Raw genomic sequence first — 23,138 nt, 5'->3', positions numbered from 1 at the left:
TGGACTTACCTATTGTTTCCTACAGTAAAATGATTTATCGAGTAGTATTTTCCAGCACTACAATAGACGGCCCACTGGTTATCCACTTTTGGCCCAAACCAGTTGTATCCCCTAGAGGCAGAAAATAGACAAAAGACCCCAGGGCCAGATCAATATCACCATCCCCATCCATATCTTCCGCATCCATCACTATCCATCGTCCGCGGGTCGACTCTGGAAAAGAGTAGTCCTCAAATTTCAGTTCACCCTTATTTTCAAGATACACAAAACTCTCTTCAGGATAACTGGCATAGTCAGGAAAAAACGATATTGCCGCAATATCCAAATCTCCGTCCAAGTCGTAATCTCTCGGCATTGCTTTATAAGCTCCGTTTAAATGATAAAAATAAGATTGATTAAAATTTAAATTGCCATCATTTAAAAAAATATAAATACCATGATATTCTTTTAAAATGGGGGTTTTGTCGGCATTATCACCGCAGACATAAAGGATATCATCAAAACCATCGTTATTAAAATCTGCCAACTCCATATATTGGGACCCATTAAGTGGTAAAAAAAAAAGTAATCTCCTGGTTAAAAACGATCCATCACCTTGATTTTGATAATAGAAAACTCCTTCATCACCTTGGGCCATTAACACAAAAATATCAGAAAGCCCATCCCCATTGATATCTTTTATTATGGCCTTGATGGCGCCCGATTTGTTATCCAATGGCCTCATTAGGTATTTATCATCCCCTAGGTTCTCGTACCAAACCAATTTTCCAGTCTCATTGCCGTACTCACAGGCAACAATGTCCTCGCGTCCGTCGCTATTTAAATCGCCGTAGGCCATATTAACAGGTCTTTGTAAATTTGGAATGAGCTCTTTCGTAGTGTATGATTCTTCAATTCCCTTAGTAAATATTTTTTGTAAAGATCCATCCGACACATCGTTAGGAAAAATATTTTTTCCTGCGGTTGTCAAATAAATGGTATCCGACTTTTCATAATAGTGGATAGGAGCTCTCTTAAGACCAAGAACAAAATCCTTTTCAAGATTTGCAGTCAGAAACGTAAGACTATTTATATTTCGCTTACTATCTGCGAATACCACTCCCCTATTTTCCGGAAGTATTTTTACCATGGACGTAAGTGCAGGAATATGGGAATAGGAGGATTCCTTATAAGTAAAATGTTTCAGGCCCATTTTAATCTTGTTGGCCCGTTTTGGAGGTAAAATGGTATCTGGCGCGTTACTTAGGTAATAATTCACTATTTTATCCCAATCTTCTTGGGCCAGTAGGGGTCTTTCAGGAAAAATGTTTGCCAATTTTACCACTTCCCCACTTCTTCCGGCATCGAACAGACTATCCGGCCGTACATTTCCCTTATATATCCCCAATCGATTCCCCATTGCCGGCAGCACATCGTTTTGCCAACTGGATTTTGGCAACAAATCCGGTTTCACAAAAAGATGACAACTGGAGCAATGAATTTCTGCCAAATGGCTCCCCTTGAGGCTAGTGGCTTGTATATCCTTGTATTCTATGGTTTTGGAATCCCTCTTTTTACCTGTACAGGAGAGAACTAGGCCAGCAAGAAGATACAGGGCAATAAATTGTTTCATTGAGTTTTCAATTATTAAGGCAGTATGCTATTTATCACCTTTTGGTAAACCTAATTCACGAAGATACTACAGTATTACGAAGTTAAGGTAAAACATTAAACAGGCCTGTAAGTTATACAATGCAAAGTCCAAGTACCAAAAATTATTCATTATCAACACCAAAATTATTATTATTAAATCATTTTAGCTAAAAGAGCGGTAGCCAAAATCCATAAAATAAGGCTCAGTCCCCCACCTATCAATAAGAAATGCTTGAATTTGTAATTTCCTATGCCATAGATCAAGGTATTGGTTTGGTACCCCACAGGGGTGAAAAAACTAAAATTTGCGGCGAACATAACCGCCAGAATAAAAGGCTTGAAGTCCAGACCCAGTCCATTTGCCACAGCTATGGCAATCGGGGTCATTATAATGGCCGTTGCATTATTACTTACTACGCCGCTCATGATCATAGTTACCAAAAATAAGGTTCCAATTATTATTATTTCGGATTGTCCTTCTAGGAAATCCAATAAATGTTTGGAGACCCAACCATCGGCCCCACTATTATGCATGGCAAGACCTAAGGGAATCATTCCCGCCAATAAAAAGAAAATTTGCCAGTTTACCTTTTTGTAAACACTATCTAAATTCAAATTATTGGTAAGCAGGAGTAAACAAACACCGGTAAGCGCGCTGACCATAATGGACAGCATTCCCGTAGCCGCCAAAATAACCACAAAAAAAAGAACTGATAAAGAAAAATACTTACCAAAATCTGAATGGACAATTGGAGAGCCAAATTCCTGTAAAAGCACAACATTTTCTATCCCTTCCAAAGATTTTAAGTTTTGCCTACCCACATCTACCAACAGCCTATCCCCTGTTTTAAGGGATAATTTCTCAGCACTACTCCTAATTAAACGCTCACGCATATTGGTTAGTGTTTTCCGTTTTTTTATGGCAATTGGCAATATATCCTGCTGCATATATCCTCTTAAGTTTCCTAAAGTCTTTCCTAAAAGTGCGGCTCCCGGAAGCATTAAAAGTTCTACAAATACCCTTTCCTCCAATTTGTGAATCTTTCTTTCCTGGTCCCCAGTATTTCCCGTTTTCATCCAATAATTTTGTTCATTTATACCTAGGTTTTGGGAATCCTTAAGTTTGGACAAATTCTCTATGTCGCACATTAACAGTAACTCATCATTTTCTTTTAGGGTAACATATTTTCCCGGGGAATTGTGGATTCTGTTGCCCCTAGTTAGTTTCAAAATGGAAATTTCAGGATTGCTGAATAAAAAAGTGTCCTCCAACTTTTTATTCACTAATTCCGATTCGCCTTTGATACGGATGTTCGTAATATAATTACCTACACTATAGTCGTCCCCCAAATCTTTATTTTTGCTCCAGGGCAACCACCCAAGTGTTAAGGTGAGGTATACAATGGAGACCGATAAAAAAATGATACCGATACCACTAAATTCAAAAAAACCTAGAGCGGGCGCCCCTAAATTCTTGGCAACGGAATTAACGATAAGGTTCGTTGACGTGCCCATTAAAGTGCAGGACCCGCCTAAAATTCCCGCAAAAGAAATGGGAAGTAATAATTTGGATTTTGAAATATTAAAGCGCTCAGAAAGTTGATTTACTATTTTGATAAAAACGATAACCACGGCTGTAGTACTAATAAAAGCTGAAATACTTGCAGTAACGATCATAAAAATGGGAGCTAAAAAAAACATCGGGAGGGACTTCATTTTACCTAACCCTGAAGTGATCCAAACAATAACTCCATTCTCTTCCATGGCAACGGCCAAAATCATTAATGCAAGCACGGCAATGGTAGCGCTATTGGAAAACCCACTAATGGCTTCTTCAGGAGTAACCAAGCCTAATAAAGTCAGCGAAACTATTATAAAAAAAGCAATCTTATCCACCGGAAAAATTTCCAAAGCAAATAAGATTATGGTTACAACTAAAACCAAAAATACGAGACCCATATCCAGTGTCATACCTAAAAAGTATTTATCAATCTGAAATAAAAATAACTCCCAGGGTCATCGGTTTTTCAATACAAGAATGCTTGTTCATACGGCTAGAACACTAAAAATAAGAGTGCGCACAATCTATTTTAATCTAGGAAATAACCTCTACAATCTTCCGACATTCTTCCATGCATTTTACGCAAGAATTAGCGCAATCCTCGCAATGTTTATGGTTGTATTGTCCACATTGTTCAGCACACCATTGGCATACATCTGCACACAGAGCGCAATAATCCATAGCTAAGTCATTCTCTGCCATTAAAAATTTTAAAGTAGTTGTACAGGATTCAATACACAGAATACAACATAAGGGGCAGTCATTTTTACTTTCCATACCAGCCATATGTATTAGACAATATTCACAATCCTGAATACATTTCCGACAAGCCTCGATAGCATCCTTATAAACAGATTCCATAATAGAACATTTAGAATTCCAATTAAAATTAATCTTTTGTCTTTTCTCAAGATGGCTCGAACAGACAATTAGTGAACTCAAATGAATACTAAAAAACGCCAAAAGCAAAAACAATTCAAATAATTGTTTTTGAGTCAATTACCTCTGGGCAAGCACAGGAGGCATCGGATGGAAACTGTTGATAACATTTCGACAACCGCCCGAACGGTACGGGCAAGCGTCGGAGCATTCAATTCTCGCTTGCTGAGTAATAATATTTGTTAAGTTCTTAAATGATAGATACCCACAAGGGTATTGTTCTTTTAATCTCATCTTTAGCCAATCTTTATAAGTAATTTCCTTTTTATTTCACTTTGAGATGCCAAGTTGAAAAAAAACTTGCTTGGACCTTCTATTCGTTATTGAGATAATCCGTACAATCTTAATATCTATCCTATCTTTGTCCAGTATACCCCACTCAAGGGGCTTCATCAAGTGTTTTTGTTTTAAAAGTCTAATGTCAATACCCTTTTCTTTTGTTTGAAAAAAGTTTAAATTACCCCATAAAGTAAATAGTCCAACTAAGAATAATGAAGAATACCATTTCGCACAGAGTTGCAGATTTTTTAAAAAATTTCCCACCGTTCAATGTCTTGGATCAAAAAGATCTAGAAACCCTTTCTGAGGAAATCACTATCATCTACAAGGAAAAAGACAATATTATATTCTTAGAGAACGACGAACCCCATCCATATTTCTATGTGGTGAACAAGGGAGCAGTTGCCCTTAAAAAAGGAACGGACAAGAGCATTATGGACATGTGCGATGAAGGGGATATTTTTGGGCTTCGCCCTTTAATGGCCCATGAGAATTACAAAATGACTGCAAAAGCTCATGAAGAAAGTATTTTATATGCCATACCAATAAACATATTTAAACCCTATGCCCAAAAAAACACTGCTGTAGGTAATTTTTTGATTGAGAGTTTTGCCTCCAACACCAGAAATCCTTATTCGAAAAGTCATCGCGGCAAGTTGTACGATGAAGTTCTGGAAATAAATCCTATTGCGCCCAACACTCAGGTATTGGATTTGCAATCCGTACAGTATTCCAAAAAATTGGTAACCTGTTCCGCAACGACATCGGCAAAAACGATTGCCAAAATTATGACCGAAAAAAATGTAGGTGCTATGTTGGTTGTAAAGGATAAACTGCCAATCGGCATCATTACGGACAAAGACCTGAGGAACAATATTGTAACCGGAAAGTATCCCATAACTACAAAAGCATCCGCTATAATGGTTTCACCGGTAATCACCTATAATAAAAACTTGACCATAACCCAGGCACAGATGGCTATGATGAAAAGTAATATAAGCCATTTGTGCATCACCAAAGACGGTACACCAAACTCAAAGGCCATTGGAATACTTTCTAAACATGATGTTATGGTGGCCTTGGGGAACAACCCTGCCGTATTGATAAAAGCCATAAAAAGGAGTAAGAAAATAAAATCGATAAAACAGATTCGTAAAAGTATTACCCATCTCCTGCAGGACTATTTGGACCAAAATATACCCATTAAACTGACAACTAAAATAATTTCGGAACTTAATGATGCCTGTGTTAAACAAATAATAAAAATTTCTTTGGAGGAAATGCCTTCAAAACCTCCTGTAAAATTTGCATGGCTTGCACTTGGTAGTCAAGGACGGAGCGAGCAACTCTTACAAACGGATCAGGACAATGCACTGGTCTTTGAAAATGTTCCGGAGGACAAGCTTATAAAAACAACAGGGTATTTTTTAGAATTGACCAAACTTATAAATAAAGGTTTGTTTGATATAGGCTACGATTATTGTCCTGCTGAAATGATGGCCTCCAACCCCGATTGGTGCCTAAGCCTGGATGAATGGAAAAAAACCATTTCACATTGGATAATAAATCCAGGAACGGATGAAGTGTTGCTATCCTCCATCTTTTTTGATTACAACATTGCCTATGGTGACGTAAATTTAGTGAACGAATTATCGGAGCACATTTTTGAAACAACCAAAAAATATCCCATTTTCTATTTACATCTGGCCAGTGGCGCCCTACAAAATCCCTCTCCAACAGGTTTTTTTAGACAACTGTTAGTTGAAGAAGATGGGGAACACAAAGATTCCTTTGATGTAAAAAGAAGGGCCCTAATGCCATTGACCGATGCAGCAAGGGTATTAATTTTATCCCATTCTGTTAAATCCATAAATAGTACCGCCGAGCGATTTGAAAAATTGGCCGAATTGGAACCCAACAATGAAGAAATCTTTATGGCGTGTTCCTACGCCACAAGAGCTTTGTTAAAGTTTAGGACCAAACAAGGCCTGCTGCATAATGATTCGGGCAGATATATTGCCATAGATAAATTAACCAAGGAAGAAAAAATTAAACTAAAAAGAACTTTTAAGACCATAAAGGAAATACAAGAATTGGTAAGTATTAGATTTAAAGTTTCAAACTTGTTGAGATGATAGATTTTTTTAAGAAAGAAGTAAACGAGTATCCTGACTTTTGGTTGGAATATGAGAATAGTTTTAATGAAAAGCCAACAGATGACCTTAGTTTGGTAAGATTCGTGGTCCTAGATACAGAAACTACCGGATTCGACTATTTAAACGATAGGATATTGTGTATTGGAGCGCTTAGTCTGGTTGACAGGAATATCGCTATAAACAACAGTTTGGAACTCTTTTTAAAACAGGAACATTACAATGCAGATACCGCCAAAATCCATGGTATCCTTAAAAATGGCGGGGCCTCCTGTATAAGTGAAATTGAAGCCTTGGAAAAATTCTTGGGGTATTTAAAGAATGCGGTAATTGTAGCCCACCATGCTATTTTTGATGTTACTATGATCAACAGGGCTTTGGAAAGAAATGGACTTCCTAAATTAAGGAACAAGGTATTGGACACTTCGCACCTTTACAAAAAAACGCTCCTTACCTCCAATGTGTTCAAAAAGAAGGAACACTACTCATTGGATGAATTGGCTGAAAAGTTTGACATTTCAAAAAAGGACAGACACACCGCTATGGGTGATGCCTTCATTACTGCAATAGCCTTTTTAAAAATAAAGAGTCGCTTAAAAAGCAAAGGCCAATTAAGATTAAAAGACCTGTTAAAAATGGGATGATTATTTTAGGGATGATAGGTATCCCAAAACATTTTTCTCTATTCTTGCCTGTATATCCGAAATGTCGGCTTTGATAAATTTTTCCCCAGTAATATTTTCATAAAGTTCAATATACCGTTCCGAAACTATTTGTATGTAGGCATCGGTCATTTCTGGAACTACCTGTCCCTTTAAGCCTTGGAAATTATTGCTTATCAACCATTGCCGCACGAATTCCTTGGATAATTGCTTTTGAGCCTCTCCTCTATTCTGGCGTTCCCCATAGCCTTCAGCATAGAAATATCGGGAGGAATCCGGTGTATGAATTTCATCTATCAATACGATCTTCCCATCTTTGGTCTTCCCAAATTCATATTTGGTATCCACCAAAATCAATCCTCTTTTAGCGGCAATTTCCGTGCCCCTTTGGAAGAGTGCTTTTGTATACTTTTCGAGTATTAGATAATCCTCCTCATTTACTATACCTCTTTCCAAAATGGCTTCCTTAGAAATATCTTCATCGTGGTCTCCCATTTCTGCCTTGGTCGCCGGAGTAATAATTGGGGAAGGGAACTTGTCATTTTCATTCAATCCATGTGGCATGGCAACTCCACAAAGCACTCTTTTTCCCAGTTTATATTCCCTTGCCGAGTGTCCGGAAAGATATCCTCTTATAACCATTTCCACCTTAAATGGCTCGCAGGCATAGCCTACGGCAACATTGGGGTCTGGGGTGGCCATAAGCCAATTGGGGACTATATCGGCAGTATCTGCCATCATCTTGGTGGCAATCTGATTTAAAATTTGCCCCTTGTATGGAATCCCCTTGGGCATAACCACGTCAAAAGCCGATAGCCTATCCGTAGCTACCATTACCAAAATATTATTTTCAAGATGATATACTTCCCTTACTTTTCCCTTGTATAGACTTGTTTGTCCGGGAAAATGAAAATTCGTATCAATTATCGTATTGCTCATTCTACAACTATCAATTATTATGCTCAATTCCTTTATAGGCTTCTATTACCTTTTTAACCAGTTTATGTCTTATTACATCCTTATCGTCCAAATAAATGATCTCTATACCTTCAACATTTTGCAGAACTAAAAGAGCTTCTTTTAATCCTGAAATTAATCGTCTAGGCAAATCTATTTGTCCCGGATCTCCATTGATTAAAAATTTTGCATTTTTCCCCATTCTTGTAAGGAACATCTTCATCTGTGCATGGGTAGTGTTTTGGGCTTCATCCAAAATTACAAAAGCGTTGTCCAAGGTTCTTCCTCGCATAAAGGCCATTGGTGCAATTTGTATGGTACCATTTTCAATATAAAGCGCCAATTTTTCAGGCGCTATCATATCCCTTAAGGCATCGTACAAAGGTTGCATATAGGGATCCAACTTTTCCTTAAGATCGCCAGGTAGAAAACCTAAATTTTCACCTGCCTCAACCGCTGGTCTTGTCAGAATAATACGTTTTACCTGTTTTTCCTTTAAAGCCTTTACGGCCAATGCTACCCCGGTATATGTTTTTCCGGTACCTGCCGGTCCAACTGCAAAAACCATATCGTTGGTTCTGGCAGCGTCAACCAGTCTTCGCTGGTTTACGGTTTGGGCCTTTATTAGTCTACCGCTTACGCCATGGACCAGAACTTCCCCGCTTATTTCGGAGGATTCATATTCCTCCTGTCCATTGCTGGCCAAAAGTCGCTCTATACTATTTTCATCCAATTTATTATACTTGGCGTAGTGGGCGGTTAGAAGATCGAACCTTCGGTCAAATTCGTCCAATAGATCTTCATCCCCATAAACCTTTATTTTGTTTCCCCTTGCCACAATTTTAAGCTTTGGAAAGTGCTTTTTTAACAAATCTATATTCTCATTATTCTGCCCAAAAAATTCCCTTGGGCTAATGTCTGTAAGTTCTATTATAAGTTCGTTCAAAGAAGAGAGGTGTTATTAAGTTTAGATATGAAATATATATTTTGCTTCGCTGATTTTTTGTGTAATTTTGTTTAACAAACTTAAGTAAAAAAACAACTTACCAACCTAAAAACATATCAACAGTCCTCTATGGCTATAATTACATTAACTACTGATTTTGGACATAAAGATCATTTTGTAGGCGCCATAAAAGGGACAATTTACAAGGAATTGTCGGATGTCAAAATTGTTGATATTTCACACTCCATAGCCCCGTTCAACATTCAGGAATGTGCCTATATACTAAAAAATTCCTATAAAAACTTTCCAGATGGCAGTATCCATATTGTGGGTGTGGATTCCGAATTGTCCCCCGAAAACCAACATATAGCGGTTTTGGTGGACAATCATTATTTCATAATGGCCAATAATGGGGTAATTGGGCTCATAATTTCTGAAATAGTTCCAGAAAAAGTGGTGGAAATTCAATTACCAAATACTATAGACAGTTCGTTTCCGGAAATGGATGTTTTTGTTAAGGCTGCAAGCCATATTGCACGGGGTGGTAAATTGGAAGTAATTGGCAGGCCATTTAAGGACCTAAAAGACCTAAGGGAATTCAACCCTAGAATTTCCGATAACCAAACGACCATTTCGGGCAGTGTCATATATATTGATAACTATGGAAATGTGGTTACCAACATTCAGCAGAACATTTTCAAGACCATTGGTAAGGGTAGACCGTTTGAACTGCAGGCCAGAAATAAGAAAATACGGGAAATACACAATAAATATGGGGACATCATAAACTACAATCTGGAAAAAAATCAACGTAAATCCCCTGGGGAGTTGCTGGCACTTTTTAACTCGTCCGGTTATTTGGAAATTGCTATCTACAAAAGCGACCTTAATACCGTTGGTGGGGCCTCTACCCTGTTGGGCCTGGATTATAGGGATACCGTAATGATTAATTTTAGCTAAATAGAATTAACAAATGTTGGTAAGAATTGTAAAATTAACTTTCAAAAAGGAAAATATTGCTAGTTTTGAGGCCATCTTTGAAGAAAATAAGAAGAAAATCCGACAGGTAGAAGGCTGTAACCTTTTAGAATTGTTACAGAGTAAAGAGTCCGAAAAAATATTTTTCACTTATAGTTATTGGAACAGTGCTACTGACCTGGAAAACTATAGGAATTCTGAATTTTTCAAGTCGGTCTGGAAGAAAACAAAACTATTATTTGAGGACAAACCAGAAGCCTGGAGCCTCATAAAGAAGGAAACCGTTAATTAACTTGCATGCTTGCCATATTTAAAAGAGAAATTCTATCATTCTTTGCTTCACCCATTGGTTATCTGGTAATAGGATTATTTTTAGTGCTCAGTGGACTGTTCCTTTGGGTCTTTAAGGGGCCTTTCAATATATTCGAATACGGTTTTGCCGATCTAAGCAATTTCTTTCTTCTTGCCCCCTGGGTATTTCTTTTTTTGATTCCGGCCATAACCATGAAAAGTTTTTCCGAAGAAAAAAAACTTGGAACTTTGGAGCTACTTCTTATAAAGCCAATTTCACTCTGGGAAACTGTATTTGGAAAATTTTTAGGTACATTCTGTCTTGCATTGATTGCCATATTGCCCACACTTCTTTATGTGTATACCATTTCCCAATTAGGGGTTACTATTGGTAATTTGGATATGGGAATGGTAACGGGGTCCTATTTTGGGCTGTTGTTGTTAATTGGAAGTTATACCGCTATTGGATTATTTTCCTCTACCCTTTCCGAAAATCAAATCGTAGCCTTTATCATTGGTATGGTGCTGTGCTTTCTTATGCTCTACGGTTTTGAAAGTTTGGCCACCATATTTCCTACTGGAACAATGATACTTTTTATTGAAAACCTTGGAATGAAAGTGCATTTTGAAAGTATAGCAAGAGGAGTCCTCGACACTAGGGACATAATATATTTTATAAGTCTCACCTTGTTTTTTCTTTATCTGACCATTGTCCAACTTAAAAATCAAAATAGATAATGAAAAAGAGTTTGTTGTCTATAATTAAGGCTTTTTCCATTTTGCTGATCGTAAATATTGTGGGTAGTTATATCTATACAAGGATAGATTTGACAGAGGACAATAGATATACCCTTTCCAAATCGGCCCTTAATGCTGTAGGTGAATTTGATGCCCCAGTCATAATCGATATTTTACTTGATGGAAATCTTCCTCCTGAATTTATTAAATTGAAAGTGGAGACCCGTCAAATATTGGAGGAGTTTGCCGCTGAAAACAGGAATATAAAATTCAATTTTGTAAATCCTCTTGAAGGAACCTCAACAATTGATGCTGTTATCACTGATCTGCAGGGGTTGGGCCTTACGCCCACCAATGTTACTGTTGAACTAAATGGAAAGGTTTCCCAAGAAATTATTTTTCCTTGGGCCATGGTCAATTACAATAATAGCACGGTCAAGGTTCCCCTGCTAAAAAATAAACTTGGTGCAACTACGGAGGAGCGTGTAAACAATTCCGTGCAACATTTGGAATATGCCTTTGCCGACGCTTTTACCAGATTGAACATCAATGGGAAGAAATCAATAGCCATAATTAAGGGCAATGGTGAGTTGGAGGATATTTTAATGGCCGATTATTTAACCACTATAAAAGATTATTACAATATAGGTGCCATTACTTTAGACTCTGTTACCACAAATCCTGAAAAGGTTTTGCAGCAATTAAACGGGTTTAATCTTGCCATAATAGCGAAACCTACAGAGGCCTTTACCGATTCCGAGAAATATATCATGGATCAATTTATTACTGGCGGAGGAAAGTCTTTATGGCTCATTGATCAAGTAGCTATGGAATTGGATAGTCTCTTCAATGAAAATGGTACCGCCATGGCTATGCCACGTAATCTTAACCTCAACGATTTTTTCTTTAAATATGGTGTTAGATTAAATGGGGATTTGGTAAACGATCTATATTTCACGCAAATAGTTTTGGCTACCGGAGAAGGAAACAGCTCCCAATACAATCCCGTTCCCTGGTACTACAATCCAATGGTATTCTCAAAAAACGACCATCCAATAAATAATAACTTGGAAGCGGTAAGGTTTCAATTTACAAGTAGCATGGACACCTTGGCCAATGATTACAAGAAAAATATATTGCTGGCAAGCTCACCATTATCCAAAACAGAAGGTGTGCCAAAACCAATTAATTTGGACATCATAAATACTCCACCAGACAAGAATCTATATAAGGACGGCAATAAGATATTGGGCCTCTTGATTGAGGGCTCCTTTAAATCCACCTTCCTCAATCGAATAAAACCCATAAAACTAATTAAACCCATAGATAATGGCCCTGATAACAAGATGATCATACTTTCGGACGGAGATCTAATCAGAAACCAGATCAGAAACGGCAGACCCTTGGAATTGGGTTACGATAAATGGACAAATAACTTTTTTGGCAACAAAGAATTTCTGATTAATTGCCTTAATTACCTATTGGACGATACCGGACTTATAAACATTCGCAATAAGAAAGTAAGCATTCCTTTCTTGGATGAGGAAAAAATTAATGATCAAAAAACCAAATGGCAGTTGATTAATATTGGCCTACCCCTATGTTTGACCTTTATTTTTGGATTCCTAATGCACACCATAAGAAAGAAAAAATATGGGGCATAAGTGTTGATAAGTTTGTTTCCTTAAAAAGGACAATTAAAATATCTTTGTTTTGACTGTGATTCAAGGAATATTGCGGATTCAAACAGATATTTAAACACTGTTTTAGGTTGTACAACAATGTAGATTCCTTAAAAAAATAATAAACCAATGAAATTTATAGTATCTAGCACTTATTTACTAAAACAACTCCAAGTATTAGGTGGGGTAATTAACAATAGCAACACCTTGCCTATTCTCGACAACTTTCTCTTTGATTTAAATCAGAAGGAACTTACCGTATCGGCCTCTGATTTGGAAACCACCATGAGTTCTGTATTAGAAGTAGATTCAGACAATGAGGGTACCATCGCCGTACCGGCAAAATTGTTGTTGGAAATATTAAAAACTTTTCCAGAACAGCCTCTTACATTCGTGGTAGAGGATAACAACACGGTAGAGATCAGTTCCAACCACGGTAAATATGCCTTGGCCTACGCAGATGGTGCGGAGTTTCCGAAATCGGTAGAATTGTCCAGCCCGTCCTCAACTACCATACTTGGCGATATATTGGCGACTGCTATCAACAAAACTATTTTTGCCGCTGGCAACGATGATCTTAGACCAGTAATGAGCGGTGTCTTCTTTCAATTTTCACCTGAGAGTTTAACCTTCGTAGCAACGGATGCCCATAAATTGGTAAAATATCAACGCAGCGATGTAACGGCCTCCAAAGTGGCCGAGTTTATAATGCCCAAAAAACCTTTGAATTTATTAAAAGGAATTTTAGCGGGCAGTGAAACCGAGGTGCTTATTGAATACAACGAAAGCAACGCCAAATTCAGTTTTGAAAATACCATATTGATCTGTAGATTGATTGATGGAAAATATCCAAATTATGAAGCGGTAATCCCAAAGGAGAATCCAAATAAACTTTCCATTGCCAGAACCCAACTCTTAAGTTCTGTTAGGAGAGTCTCCATATTTTCCAATAAGACCACCCACCAAATACGATTAAAAATTGCCGGGGCCGAATTAAATATTTCCGCAGAGGATATAGATTACAGTAATAAGGCAGAAGAACGTTTAACCTGTTCTTACCAAGGTGACGACATGCAGATAGGATTTAATTCCAGATTCTTGGTCGAGATGTTGAACAACCTTACCTCAGACGACGTACAATTGGAAATGAGTCTTCCCAACAGGGCCGGTATCCTTACCCCTATTGATGGTTTGGATGAAGGTGAAAATGTTACCATGTTGGTAATGCCAGTAATGCTTAACAGTTAGATAATCAGATTCAATTTTATCATTTAAAGTTGAATTCATAATACACCCCACTCTTTCACTATAAAAAAAGCCGTATTTCATTTGAAATACGGCTTTTTTGCATAAATAATTATGTTTACCAACTACACAAACTTTATGCTCAGGGGATAATGCGGTCTTTCCCCATTGGATACTTTAATAGCATTAACAATGGGAAATATAAAGCAAAGAATGGCCACCCCTATGATCCCCAAGATTCCTAAACCAAAAAGTAAAATCAACGGAATACAAATTAGGATATATAAAAACATGCTTATTTGAAAATTGATTATCGATTTCCCATTTTCATCCATATTCATAATGGAATCCCTCTGAGTTAACCACAAAACCAAGGGAACAATAAATCCTCCAAATCCTGTAACTATATCCAATAATTGACTCAAATGGGTCAATACCAATAATTGTCTATTTTCTGCTTTCATCGGTTACTTTATTAAATCCAGATGGGTAGGAAAGGACTAAATATCATACTTTACCTGATTCCCATAACTTGGCTGTTATAATTATAAGACGAATAATACCAACTTTTGTTACACCAACAGGTTTATCTGGCTTTCAAATATTTGTGGGCCCGCTATTGTTTGCGCTCCAATTTATCCAATTTGTCCTTGTCTTTTTCAATACCCTTCTCCAGTTTGTCAATTTTCTGGTTAATCTTCTCTATGGCCAAAGGTGACAGTTTACCCTTTTTCTGATCCTTTGTCATTTTCTCCTGAAATTTTTCTATTTTTCTTGAATCTTTAGCAATGGACCTTCTCTTGGAATCTATGTCCGACGAGAGTCTTTCCCGCTTTTTCAATTCTTTTTCAGCCTTTTTTTGCGCTTTTTCAGCCTTCATTGCATCCCTTTCGGCCCGATCTACCCTTTTTTGAATTTCCTTGGCTTCTTTGGCTTCCTGTAAAATTCTTGCTTGCTCCATTTGTTCTGTATTCTCAATGGGCGCTGTAGGAACTTCGGTTGCTTGTGCCAAGTTGGTTTGACAGATAAGAATCACTGCCAATAAAGTAATAATTTTAATTGTTCCCATAATGATTATAATTTAAATGTTCTTTTACTTTTAGACACCAAAAGTAGTATTGGGTCACTCTAAAATAGTAAATAAGCTTTGTTAAAATTACGCAATTAACCTGTGAATAATTATGAATTCCTTTGATATTGTAAACCCAAAAAAACTATTACTTATTTCATGTAAATTGCCAATTTCGCGATAAATGGTTAACCTCATTGAAAAATAAGTCCACTCTTATTTCACGAAAGCCCAAATCCTAAAATGTATGGGTTTGGGCGTTGTTGATCCAATTGGATTGACGATTATAAATCGTATTTTTACCTCCAATTTTAATCTATGATTACCAACGACAACATCATTGCTTTGGCCACTCCATCAGGAGCAGGTGCCATAGCCGTTATCCGTATTTCCGGGCAAGATGCCATTACCTTGGCCAATCCCATCTTTAAATCGATTAGAGGAAAGGATTTGAAAAAACAGAATAGCCATACCATTCATTTTGGACATATTACGGAGAACGATAAGGTGTTGGATGAAGTCCTATTATCTCTTTTTAAAGGTCCACATTCCTATACAGGTGAAGATGTCGTGGAAATATCCTGCCATGGTTCCCCCTATATTCAACAGCAAATTATTCAGTTGTTCTTGCGGAATGGATGTCGAATGGCAACTGCAGGGGAATTTACACTACGCGCCTTTTTAAACGGCAAAATGGACCTGAGTCAGGCCGAAGCCGTGGCTGATCTAATTGCTTCGGATAACGAGGCCAGTCACCAGATAGCCATACAGCAGATGCGGGGTGGATTTAGCAACGAAATTAAAAAATTGAGGGACCAGCTTCTGAACTTTGCTTCCCTTATGGAATTGGAGCTCGACTTTGCAGAGGAGGATGTAGAATTTGCGGACCGGACCCAGTTTAATATACTACTTACCAAGATACAAAGGATCTTAAAGCGATTGATCGATTCCTTTGCCGTGGGCAACGTGATCAAGAACGGGATTCCCATTGCTATTGTTGGGGAACCTAATGTGGGCAAATCTACCTTGCTCAATTCCCTTTTAAATGAGGAGCGGGCCATTGTTAGTGAAATTGCAGGTACTACAAGAGATACCATTGAGGACGAGATTGTAATAGGAGGCATCGGATTTCGGTTTATTGATACGGCCGGTATCCGGGATACCAAAGACGTGGTGGAAAGTATAGGGATAAAAAAGACTTTTGAAAAAATAGAACAGGCCCAGGTAGTGGTGCTATTGGTAGATGGCTGGCAGATGGCAACCAATGCAGCTAAACTGAAGTCCAGCATAAAGGAATTGGAAAAAATAAAAAATAAATATCCCCACAAACCCTTGGTAGTAATTGCCAATAAGGTAGATATGTTGAATGATGAACAAATAATAATACTGCAATCCCATATCCCGGAACTGCACTTATTATCCGCAAAAACTGGAAAAGGAGTGGAAGCCCTAAAATCGCGTTTGTTGGATTTTGTAAACACGGGAGCCTTGCGGAATAGTGAAACCATTGTGACCAATACAAGGCATTATAGCTCCCTTCTAAAGGCTTTGGAAGAGATAGAAAAGGTGCAATTGGGTATGGAGGAGGATACCCCCAGCGATCTCTTGGCCATAGATGTAAAGGAAGCACTCTACCATTTGGGGGAAATTACGGGACAAGTGACCAATGACGAACTTTTGGGGAATATTTTTGCTAATTTTTGTATCGGGAAATAGACACTGTTTTTATTTGATATCATATGATTACAAATGGTTGCAAATCAATCACTTGTTAATAACTTTTAGATTTTTGTTTTCCCATATTTGTCTTATTTTCGTACTTTTATTGTGTCTCATGTGTGTCGCATTCTCCTTTGTATAAGACGAGACACAAAAAATGTGTCGCTATGATGAAAGTTCACTTAAGGAAGAAGAAATTAAAAACTGGGAAACAGAGCCTTTATTTAGAGTTCTATAAAGGAATTAAAACTCTTAGTAATGGAAAGGTTAAACACCTTAGAAATTACGAATACCTACAACTCTATTTAATAGAAGATCCCAAAACGACGGATGAAAAGAAAAAGAATCAGGAACATCTTGAATTGGCCGAACAAATACTGGCCATTAGAAAGGCTGAAGTCTATCAGGGGAAGTATCACCTTAAAAACGACACAAAAGGAAAAGTTAGTTTATTAGACTTTTACGTCCAGAAGAAAGAGGAACGCTACCAGACCAAAGGCAATTATGACAACTGGGATGCCGCACAAAAGCACATAGAAGCCTATTGTCCTGCCCACATCACTCTAAACGATTTAGATGTTGATTTCATTAAAGGGTTTAAAAAATACCTGGATACTGTAGCCGTAACAAAAAGTAGTAAGAACCTTTCCCAAAACACCAAACATACCTATTTTAACAAATTTAAGGCTTGCCTTAATGCAGCTTTCGATGAAGGCTACCTAAAAGAAAACCTCATTAAAAAAGTCAAAGGTTTTACAATGGGGGAATCTACTCGAGAATACCTCACATCTGATGAACTTCAAAAATTGTCACAGACCCCCTGCCCTATCCCACTTCTTAAACGAGCCTTTTTATTTTCATCCCTAACTGGCATAAGATGGTCGGATGTCAATAAATTAAAATGGTTGGAGGTACGGGAAGAAGGTGCTGACAATTCCAGTGATCTTATCTTCCGAATCGTGTTTAAGCAAAAGAAAACCGAAGGAGTAGAATACTTGTATATCTCACAACAGGCCAGGACGCTACTTGGGGAACGCAGAGGTCCCAATGATCGAGTATTCAAAGGCCTTCGTTATAGTGCCCATATGAACCTCCAACTCCTCCGTTGGTGCATGTTTGCCGGCATTAACAAGCACATCACCTTTCATTCCGCTAGACATACCAATGCGGTACTATTATTGGAAAATGGTGCTGATATCTATACGGTTTCCAAACGCCTAGGGCACCGTGAAATAAGAACTACGGAGATTTATGCAAAAATCATTGACAAGAAAATGAAAGAAGCCGCAAACTTACTCCCCAAGTTGAATTTGGATTTGTTGTAGTGGTGGTTTAGATTTTTTACATAGCTATGTAGGCTCCCCCAAAAATAGGATAGTTTAAAATTCCAGTCTAAAACCTTCGAAATTTTATTTATCCAGAAGATTATTTCAAAAAATTAGGATTAAGAAATTGAATTTAGAAGAGTCAAAATAAGTAAAAACTGCCCTTTATCCACCTCCAAATCTCCAACTCCCTCCTTTTCAATTGTTAATAACTCTGTTTTTCACCTAAAAACACCAATTTGACCAGTATAACATTCGGTGCCATTTGATGTTTTATGATATCAAATAAAATTAAATGAAAATTCCTTTGCTATCAATTGGCTCCATATAACACATAGCGCTGTAATACAGATAGTTGTGGATAACTATTTGTGTTTCTCATGGCTTTCAGCCCACCTATTTTCTACTTTTATTTTAACAAACCTATAGAAGGTAAACAAAAGCGCTTTTGTTCATTTCTTATTCTTAAAAGAGAAACAAATGGACACTATTTTAATTTTTGATCGCTTAGATCGCTTGGAAAAACTGTTAACCTGCCATAAAGAGGTGTTGACTTTTGAGGAAACCTGTGACTACACCGGAATATCGAGAAGCTATCTTTACAAACTGACTTCCTCCGGGACTATCCCCCACTCCAAGCCCAACGGAAAAATGATTTTCTTTGAAAAGAGAAAGCTGAATAATTGGCTGCTACAGAACAGTAGAAAATCCAAGGCCGATATTGAGAACGAGGCCCTGAGACATACCCTTAAAAATAGACGGCCATGATAGTCGGTGACCATCGGGGTCAACTTTACAAGGTAAAGGATGCCAAGAAAAAGACGATCTACGATTATACCATTGAATACTTGGAAGGGAAGTATGATATTATGTACAATGAGATATCCCATGATTTCCAGATATCGTTCAAGAAACGAGCTGAATGGTCCTATCTAAACCTCAATTCCCTGATTATTGAACTTGCCAAAGCAGGTGTCGATATCAGTACCGGAAAATTGGAAATTCTGATTCGGTCGGAACTCATTCCCAAATACAACCCTATTAAAGCGTACTTCCAATCTCTCCCTAAATGGGACGGAGAAGACCATATCAAAAAACTGGCTTCCTACGTCCCTACCTATGATGATGAGGCTTTTCTTTACCATTTTAAAAAATGGCTGGTCCGAGCCATAAAATGTGCACTGGAACCGGGCTACTTCAACAAGCAGGCCCTGATCATCAGCCATAAGGGACAGAGCTCGGGGAAATCTACCTGGTGCCGGTTTATCTGTCCCCCAGAATTAGCCGATTATATGGCGGAGGACATCAGCAATGATAAGGATGCCAGGATCCAATTGTGCCGGAACTTCCTTTACAACTTGGATGAGCTGGCCGTGCTTACCAAGAAAGACGTGAACGCACTGAAAGCATTCTTTTCCAAGACCTTCATCAACGAACGCCTGCCCTATGACCGAAAGAACACTACCCTGCCCAGAATCTGTTCGTTTTTGGGCTCTACCAATATGTCCTCATTTCTAAACGATGAGACTGGATCGGTAAGGTGGTTGTGCTTTGAGCTAATGGATAAAATAGATTTCTCCTACTCCAAGGAAGTGGAAATCAAGAACGTGTGGATACAGGCCTACCACCTCGCCTATACTGATCCAGGCTTCAATCCAGAACTTACGCTAACGGATATTATGGAGAACGAAGAACGGAATAAAAAATATACCAAATTGACTACCGAGGAGGAACTGGTTTCCAAATACTTTGAAAAGTCGAATGATGTCAACGACTTCGTGACCGCCTCCGATGTATTGGTAAAGCTGAGTAGCTTGAACGTAAGACTGAACCAGATAAACCTTGGGCGTGCGCTTTCCGGATTCAATTTCCAACGGGTGAAACATCCCAAACGCCAGGTGTATGGGTATCTGGCCAAATCGGTATTTGCCAAAAGTCCCTGGGAAGTAGAATCGTAGAAAAAGTGCCATTGTACCTACCTACTTACCTAACGGACCATGACCGCCCCAACTGCGGAAGCTACCATAAGGTAAGATACATTAACCACTAGTTACCTAGGTATTACCTATCCTACCTATTAGGGTAAGATGGGTAAGATCAAAAAAGAACCCACCTAAGCTCTAAACCCCTATAAACAGGGACTTAGGTAGGAAGGTAAGAGAAAAACGAAAAAAAGAATTAACTGATGAAAAAAGAAAGAACCAATAAACTAACGTGTGAAAGAGCCAGAGCTTTTCCCATCGAAAAAGCGTTGGCAAAACTCGGGCACTTTCCAACAAAGGAATCTAATAAAGAAGCTTGGTTCCTGAGTCCGTTCCGCTCAGAAACCCAAGCCTCTTTTAAGGTGTCCAAGAAACTGAACCGATGGTACGACCACGGAATAGGGAAAGGGGGAAATGTAATCGATCTGATTTGCCTGGTCAACAACTCATCGGTAAAGGAAACATTGGATTGGCTACAAAACGGACAAATCTCTTTTTCTTTTCAGCCGCCACTTTTAGAAGAGGATAAACAGGATAAGATCGAAGTGAAACTTATTAAGGAACTGGGCCATTTTGCGCTAGGGGAATATGTAATGAAAAGAGGGATTTCCATATTGACTGCCAGAAAACTTTGCAAGGAAGTTCACTATAAGTTTAAGGACAAGATGTATTTCGCTCTAGGCTTAGCGAACAACTCCGGAGGTTGGGAATTGCGGAACAAATATTATAAGAATTCCAGCTCCCCAAAAGACGTCACTCACCTCCAGAACGGAAACAGTAGGCTGATCGTTACAGAGGGAATGTTCGATATGTTGAGCCTATTGGAGCGGGACAAACATCTAATGGAAACGAATGATCTTTTGATATTAAACTCCTTGGGCTTTATAGAAAAAACGTTTGTGATGTTTGAGCCCTATGAATCGATTATGCTTTATCTGGACAATGATAGTGCAGGAAGAAATGCCGTTAACCTAATGATGCAACAACAGCCAAAATGTACGGATAGATCCAAATTATACGAAAATTTTAAAGACGTAAATGGATGGTGGACCGCTCAAAAGAAATGACCTGATGATGATGATATTTAATCTCGAAAATGAAATAACTATTAATATATACAATTTTAACGCATAAATAAAATAATCTGATAGTGATGTAATTCAAGATGTGTCTTTGTTGCCACAAAGACAATCTTGCTTTGCTCCCGAAGGTCGCAAAGACGTAAAAAATGAAACGTACCTATGTTAAATTTCGATGTTCCCTCTTCGAGAAGAAGTTGCTCAGGATAAAGGCCAAAAAGAGCGGTCTGAGCGTGAGCGAATATTGTAGGCGTGCCGCCTTAGGGGATAAGATCATTGAGCGGTTAACAGAGGAGCAAATAGACCTTTATAAGATGTTGGCCAAGTACGGGACCAACTTTAAATTGATCGGGAACATGTACCGAAAACGGGATCCCAAACTGACGGCCGAGGTGACAAAGCTAGCAGAAGAAATACAGAACCATCTTTATAATTTCAAAAAATGATCGGCATAGGAAAATCAATATCGCATACCGGAAATTCCATGAGTTATGGCTGGAACAAGGAGAAACAAGCAGAGGTCGTATACTCCAATCACGTGGCTGGGCAAACCCCAAACCAGATTACCAAAGAGTTCAACATCATCCAATCCCAGAACTATCAATGCAAAAAGAATACGTTGAGTTTTGTCATCAGCCCTACGATTGAAGATGGAAAACAGCTAAAAGCCAAAGAGCTCAACGAGATGACTGCAAAGTTTCTCAAGGAAATGAAATTACAGGAACATCAGGCCATCGCCTTTGTTCATAGGAATCAGCCACATACGCATGTTCATGTGTACGTAAACCGGATCGATTTTAACGGCACTGCCTATAACGACAGTTTTATCGGGAAGAGGAGTCAGCTAGCCGCGGAACGGGTAGCGGAGAAAATGGGGCTAACCACGGTACGGGAAGTTCAACTGGAAAGATTGGAACAGTTACTGAATATAAGACTGGAGATTAAAAATGTTCATGAAAAAGTGATGAACGAACAACGCCCCAAAGACCTGGATAACTATATCAAGCTTATGAAGGTAAAAAACGTAGTAGTCATCCCCAGCATCAATAAGTCCAATCAGCTGCAAGGGTTCCGGTTCCAATACAAAGGCCACAACCTAAAAGGAAGCGAGGTACACCGTTCCATGTCCGGCAGCAGATTGGTGATGGGAATAGAAAAACATGTGGAGAGGAGCTTCCTGCAAGGCCAAAGCAATACTGTAAGCCTCATGGGAAAGGCCACTCAGCTAAGTGGGAATATCGCTATAAAACTGGCTAAATCAGTCATCAAACAAACGATTCAAAAAGGTGTAGGAATGGAAATAGGATATTAATATTTAAACAAAATCAATATGGCAAAGCTAGATGAGATTACGGAACTGTTGACGGACGAATTGGAAGGATTGAAACAGATGTTGATGAAACTGGAGACGTTGAGCAAGGAACTCACCGGTTCTGAAACGGTACAGGATATTTCCTCGATTAGAAATGACCTGAAGGAACTCAATAAAACGCAGGAAGTTCATTTTCAAGAGCAGGATGTAAGAACAATCAAAATAGAGGAACAATTGAAGAAGTCGCAAATCATCCCCGAATGGCTATTGTTCATGGTCAGTTTGGTCCTTATCCTATCCCTGTCCATTTCTGCCTATTTGGGCTATCAGGTGGCACAGTTGGGGGAAGAAAGAGAGAAGGCTTTCGAAGAAGGAAAATCGGTTATTTCAACGGAGCTGAAAGGGTATTTTACGGAACATCCTGATATTTATAAGGGGTTTCTAGAATGGTCCGGAAAAGAGAAAAACCAAGATCAAAAGTAGGTTGCGCCCTATCCGATTTTTGCTTAACGTTTATCTGCCTGAATACTACAAAAATCGGACAGAATCCAAGCGCAAAATTTTTGGGTAAGGATTTGGGCCAGCAATT

General features: G+C 38.5%; 21 protein-coding genes. 15 read left to right on the top strand and 6 right to left on the bottom strand.

Going from position 1 to position 23,138, the window contains the following annotated elements:
* Positions 1 to 34: 34 nt before the first annotated feature.
* Together CWD91_RS20920 and CWD91_RS20915 are read right to left on the bottom strand one after the other, a co-directional pair.
* Positions 35 to 1,612: an FG-GAP repeat domain-containing protein gene (locus CWD91_RS20920; protein WP_103442932.1), complete on the bottom strand. Its 1,578-nt coding sequence runs from the start codon at positions 1,610 to 1,612 to the stop codon at positions 35 to 37.
* Between the two features lie 173 nt (positions 1,613 to 1,785).
* Positions 1,786 to 3,603 (bottom strand): SLC13 family permease, encoded by a 1,818-nt coding sequence (locus CWD91_RS20915; protein WP_103442931.1) that lies wholly within the window; start codon positions 3,601 to 3,603, stop codon positions 1,786 to 1,788.
* Between the two features lie 1,020 nt (positions 3,604 to 4,623).
* On the opposite strand from CWD91_RS20915, the gene CWD91_RS20905 reads away from it, so the two are divergent.
* Entirely contained in the window at positions 4,624 to 6,546 is a 1,923-nt protein-coding gene (locus CWD91_RS20905; RefSeq protein ID WP_103442929.1) for a DUF294 nucleotidyltransferase-like domain-containing protein, read from the top strand.
* Positions 6,543 to 7,208 carry a 3'-5' exonuclease gene (locus CWD91_RS20900; RefSeq protein WP_103442928.1) on the top strand — a complete coding sequence of 222 codons (666 nt, stop codon included), beginning with the start codon at positions 6,543 to 6,545 and terminating at the stop codon, positions 7,206 to 7,208. Before CWD91_RS20905 ends, CWD91_RS20900 begins: the two co-directional genes overlap by 4 nt.
* Here CWD91_RS20900 and CWD91_RS20895 read toward each other — a convergent pair whose 3' ends face one another.
* Positions 7,209 to 8,165 carry a phosphoribosylaminoimidazolesuccinocarboxamide synthase gene (locus CWD91_RS20895; RefSeq protein ID WP_103442927.1) on the bottom strand — a complete coding sequence of 319 codons (957 nt, stop codon included), beginning with the start codon at positions 8,163 to 8,165 and terminating at the stop codon, positions 7,209 to 7,211.
* Positions 8,166 to 8,175: 10 nt separating this feature from the next.
* Complete coding sequence (locus tag CWD91_RS20890) at positions 8,176 to 9,129, bottom strand: PhoH family protein (protein ID WP_103442926.1); 954 nt, start codon at positions 9,127 to 9,129, stop codon at positions 8,176 to 8,178.
* A gap of 129 nt (positions 9,130 to 9,258) precedes the next feature.
* On the opposite strand from CWD91_RS20890, the gene CWD91_RS20885 reads away from it, so the two are divergent.
* The 5 genes from CWD91_RS20885 to dnaN all read left to right on the top strand — a co-directional run bounded on the left by CWD91_RS20885 (position 9,259) and on the right by dnaN (position 14,066).
* The gene (locus CWD91_RS20885; RefSeq protein WP_103442925.1) at positions 9,259 to 10,089 is read left to right on the top strand and encodes an SAM hydrolase/SAM-dependent halogenase family protein; all 831 of its coding nucleotides are present in this window, start codon (positions 9,259 to 9,261) and stop codon (positions 10,087 to 10,089) included.
* Positions 10,090 to 10,102: 13 nt separating this feature from the next.
* Entirely contained in the window at positions 10,103 to 10,399 is a 297-nt protein-coding gene (locus tag CWD91_RS20880; RefSeq protein WP_103442924.1) for a putative quinol monooxygenase, read from the top strand.
* Between the two features lie 5 nt (positions 10,400 to 10,404).
* On the top strand, positions 10,405 to 11,136 hold the full coding sequence (gene gldF, locus CWD91_RS20875) for a gliding motility-associated ABC transporter permease subunit GldF (protein WP_103442923.1): 732 nt from the start codon (positions 10,405 to 10,407) through the stop codon (positions 11,134 to 11,136).
* The gene (gldG, locus tag CWD91_RS20870) at positions 11,136 to 12,800 is read left to right on the top strand and encodes a gliding motility-associated ABC transporter substrate-binding protein GldG (protein WP_103442922.1); all 1,665 of its coding nucleotides are present in this window, start codon (positions 11,136 to 11,138) and stop codon (positions 12,798 to 12,800) included. The genes gldF and gldG overlap by 1 nt, the downstream gene beginning before the upstream one ends.
* A gap of 147 nt (positions 12,801 to 12,947) precedes the next feature.
* A complete protein-coding gene (gene dnaN, locus CWD91_RS20865) occupies positions 12,948 to 14,066 on the top strand; it encodes a DNA polymerase III subunit beta (RefSeq protein WP_103442921.1) in 1,119 nt (372 codons plus the stop codon).
* A 122-nt stretch (positions 14,067 to 14,188) separates the two neighbouring features.
* Here the strand turns inward: dnaN and CWD91_RS20860 are convergent, their stop codons facing one another.
* Both CWD91_RS20860 and CWD91_RS20855 read right to left on the bottom strand, forming a co-directional pair.
* On the bottom strand, positions 14,189 to 14,527 hold the full coding sequence (locus CWD91_RS20860) for a DUF4870 domain-containing protein (protein ID WP_103442920.1): 339 nt from the start codon (positions 14,525 to 14,527) through the stop codon (positions 14,189 to 14,191).
* 152 nt (positions 14,528 to 14,679) lie between these two features.
* Positions 14,680 to 15,132: a hypothetical protein gene (locus tag CWD91_RS20855; protein ID WP_103442919.1), complete on the bottom strand. Its 453-nt coding sequence runs from the start codon at positions 15,130 to 15,132 to the stop codon at positions 14,680 to 14,682.
* Positions 15,133 to 15,450: 318 nt separating this feature from the next.
* On the opposite strand from CWD91_RS20855, the gene mnmE reads away from it, so the two are divergent.
* From mnmE to CWD91_RS20815, 8 genes are all read left to right on the top strand, one after another.
* Positions 15,451 to 16,848, top strand: a complete 1,398-nt coding sequence (mnmE, locus tag CWD91_RS20850; protein ID WP_103442918.1) for a tRNA uridine-5-carboxymethylaminomethyl(34) synthesis GTPase MnmE — start codon at positions 15,451 to 15,453, stop codon at positions 16,846 to 16,848.
* 173 nt (positions 16,849 to 17,021) lie between these two features.
* Complete coding sequence (locus CWD91_RS20845; protein WP_103442917.1) at positions 17,022 to 18,176, top strand: site-specific integrase; 1,155 nt, start codon at positions 17,022 to 17,024, stop codon at positions 18,174 to 18,176.
* 480 nt (positions 18,177 to 18,656) lie between these two features.
* Positions 18,657 to 18,944, top strand: a complete 288-nt coding sequence (locus CWD91_RS20840; RefSeq protein ID WP_103442916.1) for a helix-turn-helix transcriptional regulator — start codon at positions 18,657 to 18,659, stop codon at positions 18,942 to 18,944.
* Positions 18,941 to 20,134, top strand: coding sequence for a VapE domain-containing protein (locus tag CWD91_RS20835; protein ID WP_103442915.1), 1,194 nt, complete (start codon positions 18,941 to 18,943; stop codon positions 20,132 to 20,134). Before CWD91_RS20840 ends, CWD91_RS20835 begins: the two co-directional genes overlap by 4 nt.
* A 227-nt stretch (positions 20,135 to 20,361) precedes the next feature.
* Complete coding sequence (locus CWD91_RS20830; protein ID WP_103442914.1) at positions 20,362 to 21,225, top strand: toprim domain-containing protein; 864 nt, start codon at positions 20,362 to 20,364, stop codon at positions 21,223 to 21,225.
* Between the two features lie 161 nt (positions 21,226 to 21,386).
* Positions 21,387 to 21,683 carry a mobilization protein MbpA gene (gene mbpA, locus CWD91_RS20825; RefSeq protein WP_103442913.1) on the top strand — a complete coding sequence of 99 codons (297 nt, stop codon included), beginning with the start codon at positions 21,387 to 21,389 and terminating at the stop codon, positions 21,681 to 21,683.
* Positions 21,680 to 22,549 carry a relaxase/mobilization nuclease domain-containing protein gene (locus CWD91_RS20820; protein ID WP_103442912.1) on the top strand — a complete coding sequence of 290 codons (870 nt, stop codon included), beginning with the start codon at positions 21,680 to 21,682 and terminating at the stop codon, positions 22,547 to 22,549. Before mbpA ends, CWD91_RS20820 begins: the two co-directional genes overlap by 4 nt.
* Positions 22,550 to 22,567: 18 nt before the next feature.
* Complete coding sequence (locus tag CWD91_RS20815) at positions 22,568 to 23,032, top strand: DUF6730 family protein (RefSeq protein ID WP_103442911.1); 465 nt, start codon at positions 22,568 to 22,570, stop codon at positions 23,030 to 23,032.
* Positions 23,033 to 23,138 lie beyond the last annotated feature (106 nt).

It is taken from the genome of Arenibacter hampyeongensis (assembly GCF_002909255.1).
Lineage (GTDB): Bacteria > Bacteroidota > Bacteroidia > Flavobacteriales > Flavobacteriaceae > Arenibacter > Arenibacter hampyeongensis.
The sequence above is the reverse complement of the archived record's forward strand: the minus strand, read 5'-3'. Positions and strand labels throughout refer to the sequence as shown.